At 71.3% G+C, this 14103-nt stretch carries 15 protein-coding genes; 2 read left to right on the top strand and 13 right to left on the bottom strand.

Features of this window, described 5'->3' with window-relative positions; genetic code table 11:
- The first annotated feature begins 68 nt into the window (after positions 1 to 68).
- A complete protein-coding gene (locus BTH_RS04000; protein ID WP_009896020.1) occupies positions 69 to 1172 on the top strand; it encodes a type IV pilus twitching motility protein PilT in 1104 nt (367 codons plus the stop codon).
- 182 nt (positions 1173 to 1354) lie between these two features.
- On the opposite strand, the gene BTH_RS03995 is transcribed toward BTH_RS04000, so the two are convergent.
- The 4 genes from BTH_RS03995 to BTH_RS03980 form a co-directional block, all read right to left on the bottom strand.
- Positions 1355 to 3154, bottom strand: coding sequence for a secretin N-terminal domain-containing protein (locus BTH_RS03995; RefSeq protein WP_009896019.1), 1800 nt, complete (start codon positions 3152 to 3154; stop codon positions 1355 to 1357).
- Positions 3151 to 3900 carry a response regulator transcription factor gene (locus tag BTH_RS03990; protein ID WP_011401017.1) on the bottom strand — a complete coding sequence of 250 codons (750 nt, stop codon included), beginning with the start codon at positions 3898 to 3900 and terminating at the stop codon, positions 3151 to 3153. Before BTH_RS03990 ends, BTH_RS03995 begins: the two co-directional genes overlap by 4 nt.
- A 42-nt stretch (positions 3901 to 3942) precedes the next feature.
- Positions 3943 to 5037, bottom strand: a complete 1095-nt coding sequence (locus BTH_RS03985; RefSeq protein ID WP_025370169.1) for a sensor histidine kinase — start codon at positions 5035 to 5037, stop codon at positions 3943 to 3945.
- A gap of 128 nt (positions 5038 to 5165) precedes the next feature.
- Positions 5166 to 5714 (bottom strand): hypothetical protein, encoded by a 549-nt coding sequence (locus BTH_RS03980; protein WP_011401015.1) that lies wholly within the window; start codon positions 5712 to 5714, stop codon positions 5166 to 5168.
- Positions 5715 to 5998: 284 nt separating this feature from the next.
- Here BTH_RS03980 and BTH_RS03975 point away from each other — a divergent pair, with 284 nt between their 5' ends.
- A complete protein-coding gene (locus BTH_RS03975; protein WP_009896011.1) occupies positions 5999 to 6484 on the top strand; it encodes an HrpB1 family type III secretion system apparatus protein in 486 nt (161 codons plus the stop codon).
- A gap of 357 nt (positions 6485 to 6841) precedes the next feature.
- Here BTH_RS03975 and BTH_RS03970 read toward each other — a convergent pair whose 3' ends face one another.
- The 9 genes from BTH_RS03970 to sctQ form a co-directional block, all read right to left on the bottom strand.
- Complete coding sequence (locus tag BTH_RS03970; protein WP_009896010.1) at positions 6842 to 8278, bottom strand: helix-turn-helix transcriptional regulator; 1437 nt, start codon at positions 8276 to 8278, stop codon at positions 6842 to 6844.
- A gap of 303 nt (positions 8279 to 8581) precedes the next feature.
- Positions 8582 to 9037, bottom strand: coding sequence for a CesT family type III secretion system chaperone (locus BTH_RS03965; protein WP_009896006.1), 456 nt, complete (start codon positions 9035 to 9037; stop codon positions 8582 to 8584).
- A gap of 90 nt (positions 9038 to 9127) precedes the next feature.
- Complete coding sequence (locus tag BTH_RS03960) at positions 9128 to 9319, bottom strand: hypothetical protein (protein WP_009896005.1); 192 nt, start codon at positions 9317 to 9319, stop codon at positions 9128 to 9130.
- A gap of 176 nt (positions 9320 to 9495) precedes the next feature.
- Positions 9496 to 9747, bottom strand: coding sequence for a hypothetical protein (locus tag BTH_RS03955; RefSeq protein ID WP_009896004.1), 252 nt, complete (start codon positions 9745 to 9747; stop codon positions 9496 to 9498).
- Between the two features lie 28 nt (positions 9748 to 9775).
- Entirely contained in the window at positions 9776 to 10783 is a 1008-nt protein-coding gene (hrpD5, locus tag BTH_RS03950) for an HrpD5 family protein (RefSeq protein WP_009896003.1), read from the bottom strand.
- Between the two features lie 193 nt (positions 10784 to 10976).
- Entirely contained in the window at positions 10977 to 11870 is an 894-nt protein-coding gene (locus tag BTH_RS03940; RefSeq protein ID WP_009896001.1) for a hypothetical protein, read from the bottom strand.
- Positions 11867 to 12130 (bottom strand): type III secretion system export apparatus subunit SctS, encoded by a 264-nt coding sequence (gene sctS, locus BTH_RS03935; protein WP_009895999.1) that lies wholly within the window; start codon positions 12128 to 12130, stop codon positions 11867 to 11869. The genes BTH_RS03940 and sctS overlap by 4 nt, the downstream gene beginning before the upstream one ends.
- Before the next feature lie 47 nt (positions 12131 to 12177).
- A complete protein-coding gene (sctR, locus tag BTH_RS03930) occupies positions 12178 to 12828 on the bottom strand; it encodes a type III secretion system export apparatus subunit SctR (RefSeq protein WP_009895997.1) in 651 nt (216 codons plus the stop codon).
- Complete coding sequence (gene sctQ / locus BTH_RS03925) at positions 12815 to 14086, bottom strand: type III secretion system cytoplasmic ring protein SctQ (RefSeq protein ID WP_009895996.1); 1272 nt, start codon at positions 14084 to 14086, stop codon at positions 12815 to 12817. The genes sctR and sctQ overlap by 14 nt, the downstream gene beginning before the upstream one ends.
- Between the last annotated feature and the right edge of the window lie 17 nt (positions 14087 to 14103).

Raw genomic sequence — 14103 nt, 5'->3', positions numbered from 1 at the left:
ATAGGCCATTCAATTTCCCACTCGCCGCGCGCAATGCGCCGCCCATTCCATTCATTCGAATCGCCAAGATGAACCAGCATGCCGCCGCCCCGCTGCGCGATCTCGCGGGAGAAGTGCTCGGCCTGATCGATCTGAAGCAGATGTTCACCGACATCCACATCGAACAGGACCGCCCCGTCACGATCAAGACGCCACGCGGCTGGGTCGAAACGAGCGACGAGCCCGTGCTCCTCGACGACATGCGCCCGCTGCTCGACGCGATCGACGAGCACTGGGAGCGCGCGCTGAGTCAGGGCACGCTCGACCGCCCGTTCGTTCTCACGCGCTGCCGGCTGCGCTGCCACGTGTATCGCGCGGGCGGCGGCCGCAAGATCGTGATCTCGATGCGCCGGCTGCCGCTTCAGCCGCTGCCGCTCGAGGAACTCGGCCTGCCCGCCTACGTGCGCTCGATGCTCGACAACACGAAGGGCATCATCCTCGTCACCGGCCCCACGGGCTCGGGCAAGACGACGACGATCGCGTCGCTGCTCGAGCACGTCAACGCGACGCGCAACACGCATATCGTCACGATCGAGGAGCCGATCGAATACTATCTGGAGCGCCGCCAGTCGATCATCTCGCAGCGCGAAGTGCCGACCGACACGCCGAATTTCCCGCACGGGCTGCGCGAGGCACTGCGGCAGAAGCCGGACGTCGTGATGGTGGGCGAGGTGCGCGACGCGCAGACGGCCGACACGCTGCTGCAGGCGGGCGAATCCGGGCACCTCGTGCTCGCGACGATGCACACGGGCAGCGCGGTCAGCGCGCTCAACAAGCTGCTGTCGTTCTTTCCGGCCGGCGAGCGCGACCGGCACGCGGTCGCGCTCGCCGAATCGCTGATCGGCATCGTCTGCCAGAGCCTCGTGCCGAGCGCGGACGGCGAAAGCCTCGTGCTCGCGAGCGAGCTGCTGTTCAACAACAACAACCAGGTCGCGAAGCTGATCGCGGACCCGACGAAGCTGCATCTCGTCAACGAGTTCCTGCGGCGCCGGGAGGACAACATGTCGCGCTCGCTGAACGACGATCTCGCCGCGCTCGCGGCCCGCAACCGGATCACGACGAAGGACGCGTTACGGGCGACTTACAATCGGCTCGAGCTGCATGAAATGATGCAGTCCATTGTTGATCGCTAACCGGGCGGACCCGATCCGGCATTTTTACGCGCCGATCTAAAATCGAAAAAAAATCATATAAACAAGCCGAATTCGTGCATTAATCGACTGGTCACATTAATTTCAAAAGGCGATCGCCGTCGCGCGCCTAAATCGTGCGCGATCGTCGTTTGATCGACGTTTAATAATGGGCGGGATTCCCGTCAATTGCCGAGCAGGCGGGTCTGCGTCCTGAAGCCGAGGCCGTCGGACGGCGGTGCAAGGGGCGGCGGCGCCGGCGGATGCGCGCGTGACGCCGCATGCGAGCGCACCGCGGGCTTCTCGGCGTCGGGCGCGCGAGCCGTTGCGGTCGCGCCGGCCGCGGCCGGCGTGCGCCGCGCCGGCGCGCTCGGCGACGCCGGCGGCGGCACACGCGCCGGATCGGCCGGCATCACGCGCAGCGTCACCAGCACGAGCCGCTGCTCGCCGCGCCCGGCGGCAAGCGGCAGCGCGAGCGCCCCGCATTCCCCCGCCGCGAGCGTCACGCCGGACACGGTTTCGCGCGACGGCCCGCCGGGCGTGCGGCCGCCGTCGGTCCAGCGCTCGACGATCCGCATGTCGAGCGCGTAGCGCTCCGGCTGCGCGGTCTCATGCGGCGTGATCCGCATCGCGAAACCGTTGCGCCGCGCATCGAGCGAGCGCGCGCCGCCGTCCCCCGACGCGACGAACGCCTGCCGCAGACGGCCGAAGTCCGCGCTGCCGTCGGGCAGCGTCAGCGTCGAGCCGTCGGCGTCGATCGATGCGTCGCCGTGCGCGGCGAGCTCGGCGATGCGCGCGCGCGTCGCCGTGCAGCCGTCCGGCGCGGAAGCGATCGCGATGCGCAAAGCGCCCGCGGATTCGGGCGGCTCCGACGCGCCGACGGCGTTGGGCGCGCCGAATGCGCCCGGTATTCCGGATGCGCCCGATGCGCGGGATGCGCCGGAATTGGCGGATGCATCGGGCGCAGCGGACGCGCGACGCGAATCCGCCGCACGCGGGGCGCCGGATAGGCGGGATGCGCCCGCCGGCCGGATTCGCGCCGACGAGCGCGACGCGTCGCGCGCATCGCCCGCCGCGCGCGACGCCGCCAAAGCGTGCGCGTCGTCGGGCCACCGCAGCCCGAGCGCGTCGAGCTGCGCGGGCGAGAGCGTCGCGCCGAACGCGTCGATCCGTATCGACGCGGGCAGCGTGTCGAGTTGCGCGACGAGCCGTGCATCGCGCGCGAGCCGCGCGGGCACGTCGCGAATCAGCACGGTGTTCGAGCGTGCGTCCGCGTCGACGATCGGCAGCGGCGCGGTGAATTCGCGCACGCCCGGCGCCGCGGGCGGCACGGCGCCGTCCTGTTCGAGCCGGCGGCGCAGCCGCGTCGCGAGCCCCGGCAGCGCTGCGTCGCCCGCATCGCCGCTCACCGTGCGGTCGGCCGCCGCGCGCGCGCGCAGCCGGAACGCGCGCGTGGCGGTGCGCACGCGCGCCTGCGCGGCCTCGTCGAGCGCGCGCGCGGCGGCGAGCACGAGCGCGACATAGCGCGGCGGGCCGGCGACGCGCACGATTCGCGCCGCATCGTCGTAGCCGGGCCGCCAGCGCGCGTCGACGATCCGCTGCCGCGCGAGCGTCGCGCGCAGCTCGGCGGGCGTCGCGTAATTGAGCCGCACCGCCGCGCGCTCGAACGCGTCGGGCGCGACGAGCTGCAACACCGCGCCGTCGTAATACGACGCGAGCCCGCACGTGCGTGCGACCCAGTCGACGAAGCGCTGCGGCGCAAGGGCGTCGCGCACGTCGAGCCGGCACGGCGCATGCGCGTCGATGTCGATTGCAACGCCGGAGCGGCGGCTCAGCTCGCTCAACGCGCCGACGGCGCTCACCGGGCCGACGCGATAGTCGAAGCGCGCGAGCGGCCATGCGAGCGGCACCGCGTGGAGCGCCGGCGCATGGCTCGCGAGCGCGAGCGCCACGGCGGCAGCCGACGCGGCCGCGCGCCGCGTCACGATGCGCGATCCGCCGGTTCCGCGTCCGCGCCCAGGTTCAGGCGATAGCCGGTCGCGTACGCCGCATGCACGGTCCAGCCGATGCCCGCCGCCTTCAGCCGGCTGCGCAGCCGGCTCACGTACATGTCGACCGTGCGCGTCTGCGCGGACGCATCCGCGCCCCAGACGAGCCGCAGCAGATCCTGCCGCTGCACGACGGCGCCCGGATGCTCGGCCAGATGCCAGAGGATGTCGAATTCCTTCGCGCTGAACGCATGCGATGCGGCGCCGTCGGACACGGTGAGCGTCGCGCGCGACAACTGGTAGCCGCCGAGCTGCATGCGAGCGCTGTCGGCGGACAGCGCCGCGAAGCGCCGCAGCAGCGCGCGCACGCGCGCGAGCAGCATCTGCTTTTCGAGCGGCTTGATGAGGAAATCGTCCGCGCCGGCGTCGAGTATCTTCACGATGTCCTCTTCATCCGAATGCACGGTCTGGAAGATCACCGGGACGATCGAGCGCGCGCGGCCGCGCACCCACGCGAGCAGCCGCTCGCCCGTCATCCCGGGCAGATCCCAGTCGAGCAGCAGCAGATCGGCCCAGCTGTCGCCGAGAAAGCGCCGCGCGTCGAGCCCGTCGTCGAATGCCTCGACGCGGTAGCCCTCGGCCTTCAGCCAAGTGACGAGCAGCGTGCGCTGCACCGGATCGTCCTCGACGACGACGATCTGCTTGGGCTGCTGCACGGTGCGCAGCATGTTTGGTTCGGACATCGCGAAAATAGCACGTCAAGCGAAAAGGAAAAGGGGGCGTACTCAGCCGTCCGGCGCGACGCTCGCGCGCCAGCGCGCGATGCCTTCCGGTACGGCCGGCGGCGCGGCGCCGGGCGCGGGCGCGGGCGTGAGCATCGGCATGCGCATCACGAACGTCGTGCCGACGCCGCGATTCGATTCGGCGTACAGCGTGCCCGCGTGCGCGGCCACAACCTGCGCGGCGAGCTGCAGCCCGAGGCCGAAGCCCATCGAGCCGCTCGATCCGCGCTTGGCGAGCGGCGCGAAATCGGTCATCCGCCCATCCGTCGCGAGGCCCGGCAGGCCGCCCGCCCAATCGCGGATCGTCACTTCCGCGTGCGCATCGCGCACGTGCAGCCGGATCTCGACGCGCGCGCCCTGCCGCGACGCGTGCACCGCATTGTCGATCAGGTTCTGCAGCGCGCGGGCGACGAACACGCGCGCGCCGCGCAGCCACAGCGGCGCGGCGTCGTCGAGCCACAGCTGCAACGCGACGCCGCGATAGACGGCGCTCACCTCGAGCTTCGGCACGAGTTCGCGCAGCATCGCGCGCAGGTCGAAACGCACGAAATGGCGCTGCCGCAAATCGTCCGCCGCCGACGCGACAAGGTAATCCTGGCCGAGCAGCAGCGCGTGCCGTGCGAGTTGCGCGATGCGCTCGAGCCCGCCGCACGCGGTGAACGCATCGGGATCGGCGTCGTGCAGCTGGGTCAGCGCGAGGATCGAATTCTGTGGCGAACGCAGATCGTGCGCCAGAAAGCGCAGCGACGCGACGCGCTCGTCCAGCGCGCGGCGCAGCGGCGTGACGTCGGCGACCGAGACCGTCGCCGCGATCGCCGCATCGTGCTCGACCGGCTGCAGCGCGAGCCACAGGATCGCTTCGTCGGTTTCGAATTCGAAGCCTTGCTCGAGCGCGTCGAACAGCGCGGCGGCATCCGCGAGCGCCGCGTCGCCGAGCACAGCGGCAAGCGGCAGCCCGGCGGACAGCGTGCGGCCGAGGAGCGCGTGCGCGCGCTCGGTGGCCGCGACGATCGCGCCGCCGCCGTCGAGCGCGAGCATGCCCCACGGCTGCCGGGACTGCATCACCTCGAAGATTCGGGCATCGGCCCGTTGCGACACGCTCAAGTTCGACTCCGGCGGAGCTCGGCATCCGCGAATGATTGGACGGGCCGCGACGCGGCGGCGCGAGCGCGCAGTGTGACCCGATTCGAAAGCGCTTGTCCAGTGCCGCCGCGCCGCCCGGGCGATCAGAAGTCGGCCTTCTGCTTGAGATCGCCCGCGCTCACCGTCACTTCGTCCGGCGTGAACTCCATGTTGCCGCCCGCGCCGCGCTTGCCGACGTTCACGTTCACGAACGGATTGCCGCCCGACTCGAGACGCTCCAGCTCCTTCGTCGCGCCGGCATTCAGCTTCACGTTGCCGTCCTTGTCGACGACGCCGACCGAATTGCCGCTGCCGTTGTACAGGTTGCCCTGCGAGTCCATCTGCAGGTGCAGCGCCTCGCCGCCCGCCTTCGTGTTCAGCTTCACGTCGCGCAAGTCCTCGCCGGGCTTGCCGCCCGCCGGCGACGTCACGTGGTTCGTCGGGCCGCTGTGGCCGGTCGGCGGGTTGCCGGACGAATCGTCGCCGATGTCCGTGTCGTCGCTGCCCGAATCGTCCTGCATCAGCAGTTCCTCGATTTCGTGGAGCAGTTCCTCGATCTTCTGATCGCGGCCGCTCGACGAGGTCGACGAGGTCGACGAGGAATGATAGTGCTGCGGATTGATAGTCTGATTCGTAATGCCGTTAACGCTCATGACCGTCTCGCTATGAATGTGCATCGATTGAGGGAAAGGAACGCGCGCGGCCCTCATGCGCCCGCGGTTCGACGACAAGCTTAGGCAGCGCGCCCATGCGCGCCGCGAAACGCGCGAAGCGACGTCGCGACGCCCGAAACGACCGGCGGTGGGCCGCCCGCCGCCGCCGCGCCGCGCGCAGCGCTTCGCCGCGCGCGATGCCGCTTCGCGCGCGGCGATCGCCCGCTCACGCGCGACGGCGATCATCGTCGACGGACCCTCTCTTTTCGACCCATCGCACCGACATGGCGCTCAAACCGTGCAACAAGGCCGCCCTGCGCGCGCTGCTCTCGGTCTTTTCGGCCGGGCTGCGCGCGGGCGCGCACGCCGATCTCGACGAACTGCTGCTCGCGCTGCGCGTGCTGCAGCCGCGCAACGCCGCAGTCGACCTGTGCGACGTGCGGCTGCGGATCAGCCGGCGCGACTGGATCGGCGCGCTGCACATCCTGCGCACCCTCGAGGAACAGGAGCGCGGCACGCCGCTGTGCGCGGCGCTGCAGAGCTGGTGCCTGTACGCGCTGCAGGACGACGACTGGCGGCGCTATGCACAGACCGTGCTGCTGTCGGGCGATCGGGCGTCGACGGTGCTCGTCGGCCGGTTTCTCAAGGTGAACGAGCGCGCGAGCGGCTCCGGCGCGCACGACGACGACGTCGCCGCGAGCATCTCGCAACTGCTGCGGCTCAATCGGTATCAGTGGGCACTGCATGTGCACGCGAGCGGGATGGAGTAAGGGCGGCGCGGATTCGGCGCTCTTTGGGTCCGCGCGGTTCGCGGTTCGCGGTTCGCGGTTCGCAGTTCGCGGTGCACGGTGCGCGGTGCGCGGTTCGCGGTTTGACGGTCGAGGTTCTCGGTTCCTCGTTCGTGATTTGTCGTTCGAAGCCGGCCGTTCGCCGACTTCCGCTCTCGTCGTCCCGCGCTCATCGGCGCTCGCTTTCGGCTCCCGGCTCGTGAGTTGCGTCGGCGCCCGATGCATCGCGCCCCGCACATGCGACGTTCCACCGTCTGCCCGCCCCGGCGGCCGCCCGGCTCGCAGCCGGCGGCCGCCGGACGACGCGCGACGCGATACGCCGCGCGTCGCACCGCGACGTCACCGGTCGGCCGTCTGCGAAGGCGCCTCGTCGAACATCCGCCGATAGCCGTTGACGAGCGTCGACCGATGCTGGATGCCCCAGCGGCTCGCGATCTCGAGCACGCTCGCCGCGCGCGGCGCGTCGGACAGCAGCTCGCCGCGAATCCGCTCCATCCGCTGCCGCCGGATCAGCTCGCTCGGCGACAGCCCGAGATACGTCTTGAACGCCGCCTGCAACGCGCGCTCGGTCACGTCGATGTGCGCGGCGATCTCGCGCACCGACAGGTCGCGCTGGTCGAGCCGCTCCATCAGGTAGCGATACGCGCGCCGGTACTTGCCCGGCAGCCGCGCGCTGACGTCGTCGCTCGGCGCGCCCGCGTGCGTGCCGCAGCGCGCGATCGCGAGCGCGGGCGCGAGCGCCGCGCCGTCCAAGCGCACGTGCCGCACCGACGCGAGCGCATAGCGCGCATACAGCGACGACGACTCGCGAATCCGCCCCTGCTGCTCGCGCACCTTCGCCGCGCAATACAGATAGTCGAGCGTCCAGCGCACATGCGAGCCGCAGCGCCCGGCCGCGTCGCGATACGGCGCGATCATCGTGTCGGCGACGTTCGGCGCGCAGCCCGCGAGCGCCGCGAGCGCCACTTCGAGGCGCACGCTGCGCTGATAGTCGGCGAGGCCCGTCCTCGCGCACCAGCTCACGTGCGCATCGATGCGCGCGAGCGCCGCGTGGTCGCCGGCCGCGAGCGCGCGCGCCTGCCGCATGTAGTCGACGCGCATCCGCAAGAGCGGCGGCGCATCCGCGCCGGCCGCGGGCGCGCCCGTTTCCGCGAACGCCGACAACGGCAGGTCGGCGAGCGCCGAGCGCCAGTAGACGTGGTCGCCGAGCGCATCGGCGCGACCGATCTGGTATTGCAGCAGCAAGTCCGTGCGCAGCGCGAGCGCGAGCTGCGGCCAGCGCGGATCGGCGCCGCGGGCGGCCTCGTCCAGCACGTCGAGCGCCGCCATCGCATCCTCGGCGCGGCCGAGATGGTGCATGACGACGCATGCGCCGACGAGGCTTTCGAGCTTCTGCGCGACGCTCGCCGCGCGATCGTCGGCGATCCGCCGGAAGCCGGCCTGCGCGATGCCGAAACGGTTCTGGAAGAACGCCTGCCAGCTCGCGTTGCGGCAGGTCATCACGCGCGTCTGGTCGCGCGATTCGCGCAGCAGCTTCTGCGCGCGGCGGAACGTTTCCTCGGCTTCCTCGAAGCGGCCGAGCACGAGCTGGATGTCGGCATACGCGTGGATGTCGCGCACGTCGGCGGCCGCGTCGCCCGGCTCGGCGTCGCAGCGCGCGGCGACGAGCGCGGCCGCTTCGGCGAAGCGGCCGTCGAGCACGCGCGCGGCGTAGGCGTCGTTCGACGACGGATTGGCGAGCGCGGCGGCGGCGGCGAAATAGAGTGTCGAAAACATGGCGGCTCCTCTCGGCAAGCGGTTCGAATACGATGGGTTCGGGCTCGATCCGCGCGCCTCGCCGCCGCTCGTCGCGGGGCGCAGCGCGTGGATGCGTGCCGCTATCGTCTCGTCCGCGCCCGATCGGCGCAGCAGTTTGTGACGTTCCGTTACGATTGGTTCGGGCGTCGCTCGTCGCCCGCTTCCCGCTTCCCGCTTCCCGCTTCCCGCTTCCCGCTTCCCGCTTCCCGCTTTCCGCCGTCCGCCGCGCGCCGTCCGCCGTCCGCCGCGCGCCGTCCGCCGTCCGCCGCGCGCCGCGCGCCGCTACACCCGCAGCCAGAAATACTCGCCGGAAGCGATCCCGCTGAACATCTCGTCTCCCGATTCGATGATGTTCTGCCGCCAGTAGCGGCCGTGCTCCGCGTAGTGCGCGAACAGATCGGCGAGCGTCGCGCCCGTCACGTCCGGCGTGAGCGGCAGCCGCATCAGCAGCACGATGCTGCCCGTGTCCGCGTCGATGCCGAGCTGCGCCTGGTCCTGCGCGTAGATCAGCAGGTTCGCCTCGAGCAGCAGCCGGTACACCGCGAGCGTGCGGCCCGCGTTGACGATTCCGTAATGGAAGTTCACGTACATCGAATCCGGATCGTCTTCGAAGTGTTCGAGCCGCACGTCGAAACCCTCGACATCGATCGAGCGCGTTTCGAGCACATGGTCGACGTCCGGCAAACCGACGATCGCGCACACTTCGGCGATGACTTTCTCGTAGTGTTCGTGGCTCATGGCTGCTCCGTTCTGGAATCCGGCGTGCCGCAAAAAAACAGCCGGCGCACGAAGCGCCGGCTGTCCGACATTCGTCGAGCGGCGGCGAACTTACTGGATCTTCTCCGCGCCTTTTTGAATCAGGCCGACGGCGGCCTTCTTCACTTCCATCTCCGCCTGCGCGATCGTCATCTTCATTTGATTCTCGGCCATCTTGTTCATCGCCGCGATGCCCGCGTCGGTACTGCTGCCCGCGCTGAACAGGGCTTTGCCGGCATGCAGCGCCGTATTGATCATGCTCATAGTCAACACTCCATAGATAGTGCGTGCGTACACGCATCGACAAAGATCCGGCGCAACCGCCGCTCGTTGCATTTCGCGCGGCCCGCCGCTTTTTTGCCGCGCAGCGCACGGCGTCGTCGGGAACGGCTCGCGCCGCTCCGTCCGCCGCCGCACGCCGCGCGGCGAAACCGTGGCCGTCAGGCGGCCGTCGCGTTCGCCTCGTGCAGCGTCGCGACGATTCGCTGCGCGGCGAGCAACCCGCGATAGATCTTCTGCATCGCATCTCGGTCGTAATCGCTCGCCGCATGCGCGGTGGCCGCGCTCACGCGCTCGGCCGTCTCGCCGAGCGCGCGGCGGATCGCGCCGATCCGCGCGGCCGCGTCGGGCGCCGCGAGCGCCTGCTCGAGCGGTCCGAATGCGTCCGCCGCCTGTTCCAATGCTTCGTACATGCCGCTTCTCCCGTCAGTTGAAGGTCCGTCAGTTCAGCTCCGGCGCGCCGTCGGCCGGCGCGCCCGCAAACACGTGCTTCACGCCGTCCGGCGTCTCGATGTAGCGCACGTCGCCGATCTCGAGCATCCCCGAGTAAGCGACAGGCACCGGGGCGTCGCCGGACTGGCGCGCGTCGACGTCGATCGCGCGCACATTCGGCCCGACGTCCGCGCGCACCCGCTCGACCGCCGCGCGCAGCCGCGCGAGATCCGGCACGACGCCCGACACCCGAAAGCGCCCCTGCCCCGCGTACGCGACCGTCGCGCCCGATGTGCCCGATGCGCCGAGCGATTCGCCGATGCTCTGCGCATCGTCCTGCGCGACGTCGTACTGCCGCTCGATGCGGCGCCCGGCGAGACGCTCGAGCAGCTTGCGCGCGGCGAGATCGTCGGCGGGCGTCGCCACCATCCCGGTGACGGCGACCATCGCGCCGCGCGGCGCCGCCCGCAGCTCCGCGTAGCCCGCGCGCTTCAGCTCCCCGCCGACGCGGTTCGCGAGCGCATCGACGGTCTCGACGGCCGGCGGCGCGCTCGGATGCGCGCTCGCGAGCATCGCGCCCATCGCGAGCAACCCGGCGACGAGCGCGCCGCCCGCCGCCGCGCACGCCGCGAGCTTGCGCTGCGCGCCGCGCCTGGCCGCATCGGCGCCGGGCGGCGGCGCCCACAGCGTCGCGAGCAACTCGAGATCGCTCGGCCACGCGCCGTCCGCAGGCCCGACGCACAGCGCGGTCTCGCCGAACGGCACCGGCACGAAATCGAGCATCAGGAGCGGCGAGCCATCCGCATCGAACGGGTCGGCCGCCGTTTCGGGCGGCACGCTCGCCGCGCGCCGCGCGCGCGTCGTGCCTTGCGCGTCGATCGACAGCAGCAGATCGCCGTCGCGCCAGTCGGTGATGCGAACCTCTGCGTCGTCGCCCGCGCCGATCCGGTGCTCGCCGGCGTCGAGCGCGATTTCCGCGCCGGCGTGCAGGCCGGTCAGGATTCGCAGCAGCTTCATCGGTCGTTCCTCATCCTTGCGTCGTGTGGTTCATCGGCATCGATCGGATCGATCGCGAACGGTGCGCCGTTTCGATCGCGCCGCATCGTTCATCCATGCAGCCAGAATAGTTCGATGCGGCATCGCGGTTCGCCCGCCGCGCGAATTCGCCGCCGCGTTTGCGAAGCGGCGCGCATGCCGCGCGCGCTCGCATTCACGATCGCGGCCGCTGCGCGAGCGCGATGCCGCCGCGCAGCGTCTCGACGCTCGCGCGCGCGCGCGCGAGCTGCGCGTTCGTCGACGGCCGTTCCGCGTTGAACACCAGGAGCGGCAGCAGCAGGAAGTGCGTGCGCGCGCGCTCGCCATGCGCGGCCGACATGTCGCGCGCCGCGCCGCCCGCGCCCTGCGTCGCATCGAGCAGCAACTGCTTCACGCCGCTCCAGCCGATCGGCGTCCATGGCCCCGTGCGCAAGCGGGCCGCGAGCAGATCCGCGCTGTGATCGAGCAGCGCGGCCGTGATCCGCGCATCGGGCTGCGCATCGGCGTGCCGGCCGAGCTGGAGCAGCGTGTCGGCCCACAGGTGCCGCAGCGCCTGCTCGCGCTGCGCCCCGTGCGCCAGCGTGCGCGCGATGTCGCGCAGCGCGCGCGGCGCGGCGGCGGGCGCGAATGCCGGACGCGCGCGCGCGGCGCGCACGCGCGACAGCTCGAACACGTTCGCCGGCTCGCCGTCGCGCTCGTCCTGATCGCGCTGCTGCCTGCCGCCGCCGTGCCCGCCCGCATGCCCGCCATGCCCGCCATGTTCGTCGCGCGGCGCGACGTGCGCGTGCGGCGCTAGCGCTTCGTCGCCGACGTCGAACGCTTCTCCCTGGCTATCCGCGCGGCGGCGCCGGCGCGCGCCCGCCGCGGCCATCTTCGGCCGCGGCTTGAGCTTCGCGAGCATCTGGTTGCGCGCGGCCATCGCGCTCGCCTGGTAGCCGTTCGAATATGCAAAGCGCGTGCCGTACTTGCCGTAGGTCGTCGCGACGCGCGCGCGCACCGGCCGGCGCCGCCGCGGATCGTGCTTCGCCGCGTGGACTGTGTGCGCGATCGCGCGCGTGACGCGGCTCATGACGGCACCGCCGCAGTGAGCAGCTGCTGCGCGAAGTGCAGGATCTCGGCGGCCGCCCACGGCCCGGTGATGGCCACCGTCACCGTCACCGCGACCAGCTTCACGCCGTACGAGATGCTCTGCTCCTGCAACGACGTGATCGCCTGCAGGAACGAGATCGCGAGGCCGGACGCGGCCGCGACGAGCACGACGGGCAGCGAGATGTAGAGACACAGCATCATGCCTTGCGACGTGAGCCGGATCAGGTCGTCGGTTTCCATCGGGCGAGCCTCCTCGGAATCGAAAATCGGAAATCGGTCAGCGAGCATCAGGAATAGGTCAGCACGAGGCCGTGCACGAGTGTCGACCAGCCGTCCATCACGACGAACAGCATCAGCTTGAACGGGATCGCGACGTTGGTCGGCTGCACCTGGTTCATCCCCATCGACATCAGCACGTTCGCGATCACGAGATCGACGATGACGAACGCGATGTAGAGGATGAAGCCGATGCGGAACGCGTCGGTCATCTGCGCGAGCGTGAACGCGGGCGCGAGCACGATCAGGTCGTCCTCGCGCAGTTGCGCGGCCGCCGCCTTCGGCCAGACCACCGACGCGGAGCGCAGGAAAAAGCGCTTCTCGCGCTCGCGCGAGTGCGCGGCGAGGAACTGGCGGAACGGCTCCTTCGCCGCGCCGAACGCCTGCAGCATCGCCTGCGTCGGCTGCGGCGACAGCGCCTGCCCCTGCAGTTGCTGCTGCGCGGCGAAGCCGATCGGCGCCATGATGTACAGCGACACGAGGATCGCGATGCCGTTGAGCACCATGTTCGGCGGCACCTGCTGCACGCCGAGCGCGTTGCGCAGCAGGCCGAGCACGACGACGATCTTCGCGTACGACGTGACCACCATCGCGATGAACGGCACCATGCTCATCACGAGCACGGCGATCAAGAGGCCGGTGACGTCGTTAAACTGAACCATCGTCGCCCGCCATCCGGTCGATCCGCACGCCGAGATGCGCGCCCACCGCGACGAGCCGGCCGCCGCCTATCGTCTGGCCATACGCGACGAGCCGCACCGGCGCGTCGCGCGCGGCGAGCGGCAGCTCGAGCACGTAGCCCGGCCGCAGCGCGGCGAGCTCGGCGATCGACAGCGACAGCGTGTCGAGCTCGACGTGCACGGGCAGCTCGACGTCGCCGAGGTCCGCGGGCTCGGGCGCGCAGCACGGCGCATCGCTCGACGAATCGAGTGACGAATCCGCCTGCGGATCGGCAGGCGAGCCGGCAGGCGAATCTGCAAGCGAGTCGGCAAGCGGATCGGCAGGCGAATCACCCCGTGAATCGGCTGGTGAATCGCCGGGTGAACCCGCGGGCGGACGGCCCGGCGGGTCGCCCGCGACGATCGGCTCGTCGAGATCGTCCGCCGTGTCCGGCATATCGGTCATCGTCATCGTGTTTCCCTCGATCAGAACGGTTGCATGCCATTGCGTCGCGCGACGCGCGCCCCACCAGGCATGCAGCGGGCCCACCCGCGCGGCGCCGAGCGCGGCGGGCGCGATGTCCAGCAGCACGTCGCCCGGGCGCAGGCTGCGCAGCACCGCGAGCGGCAGGCTGCGCGTGCCGAGCCGCACGCGGCCGGCCAGGCGCACGCGCGCGAAGCGCGTCGCCGCATCGCGCGGCCGCTCGCTTCGCAGCCGCGTCGCGAGCGCATCGAGCCACGGCGTTTGCGCATCGAGCAGCGCGCAGCGCATCGGCGCGCCGTCGAGCGCGAACGACAGCACGCAGCGCGTCGCGTCGAGCGCCGCCGGATGCGCGGCGTGCAGCGCGCCGATCGTCACGCCGTCGAGCCCCGCCGCCGCGAACGCGGCGACGAGCGGCGCGAGCAGCGTCGACGCGAGCGCCGTGCGCAGCGAGAAACTCGCATCGCCTTGCGCGTCGAGCGCGCGCGCGGCGACGACGTCGAGCGCCGGAAACGCCGCGAGGTCGATCGCGACGCGCGCGCTCGCGCCGCCGCGCCGCAGCTCGAGCACGCCCGGGCGCTCGAAGCGCGGCCGCTCGCCGGTCACCGCGCGCCAGCCGGACAACGCCGGAAAGCGCGCGAGCCACGCGGCGAGCCGCGCGTCGGCCAGCAGGCGCGCGAGCGCCGCGTCGAACGCGCTGCACGCGGGCAGCGGCAGCGCGGCGTCGATGCCGGACGGCTCGGCGATATCGGATTCCAGTTCGATCGGCTCGGTGTTCATCGTCGCAGGCGGTCGGG

Source organism: Burkholderia thailandensis E264, assembly GCF_000012365.1.
Taxonomy (GTDB): Bacteria; Pseudomonadota; Gammaproteobacteria; order Burkholderiales; family Burkholderiaceae; genus Burkholderia; species Burkholderia thailandensis.
The sequence above is the reverse complement of the archived record's forward strand: the minus strand, read 5'-3'. Positions and strand labels throughout refer to the sequence as shown.

Excerpts from the sequence above, each read along its gene's own strand:
- BTH_RS04000 (WP_009896020.1), top strand. The coding sequence starts at position 69 with ATGAACCAGCATGCCGCCGCCCCGCTGCGCGATCTCGCGGGAGAAGTG.
- BTH_RS03990 (WP_011401017.1), bottom strand. The coding sequence starts at position 3,900 with ATGTCCGAACCAAACATGCTGCGCACCGTGCAGCAGCCCAAGCAGATC.
- BTH_RS03980 (WP_011401015.1), bottom strand. The coding sequence starts at position 5,714 with ATGAGCGTTAACGGCATTACGAATCAGACTATCAATCCGCAGCACTAT.
- BTH_RS03975 (WP_009896011.1), top strand. The coding sequence starts at position 5,999 with ATGGCGCTCAAACCGTGCAACAAGGCCGCCCTGCGCGCGCTGCTCTCG.
- BTH_RS03970 (WP_009896010.1), bottom strand. The coding sequence starts at position 8,278 with ATGTTTTCGACACTCTATTTCGCCGCCGCCGCCGCGCTCGCCAATCCG.
- BTH_RS03965 (WP_009896006.1), bottom strand. The coding sequence starts at position 9,037 with ATGAGCCACGAACACTACGAGAAAGTCATCGCCGAAGTGTGCGCGATC.
- BTH_RS03960 (WP_009896005.1), bottom strand. The coding sequence starts at position 9,319 with ATGAGCATGATCAATACGGCGCTGCATGCCGGCAAAGCCCTGTTCAGC.
- BTH_RS03955 (WP_009896004.1), bottom strand. The coding sequence starts at position 9,747 with ATGTACGAAGCATTGGAACAGGCGGCGGACGCATTCGGACCGCTCGAG.
- hrpD5 (WP_009896003.1), bottom strand. The coding sequence starts at position 10,783 with ATGAAGCTGCTGCGAATCCTGACCGGCCTGCACGCCGGCGCGGAAATC.
- BTH_RS03940 (WP_009896001.1), bottom strand. The coding sequence starts at position 11,870 with ATGAGCCGCGTCACGCGCGCGATCGCGCACACAGTCCACGCGGCGAAG.
- sctS (WP_009895999.1), bottom strand. The coding sequence starts at position 12,130 with ATGGAAACCGACGACCTGATCCGGCTCACGTCGCAAGGCATGATGCTG.
- sctR (WP_009895997.1), bottom strand. The coding sequence starts at position 12,828 with ATGGTTCAGTTTAACGACGTCACCGGCCTCTTGATCGCCGTGCTCGTG.
- sctQ (WP_009895996.1), bottom strand. The coding sequence starts at position 14,086 with ATGAACACCGAGCCGATCGAACTGGAATCCGATATCGCCGAGCCGTCC.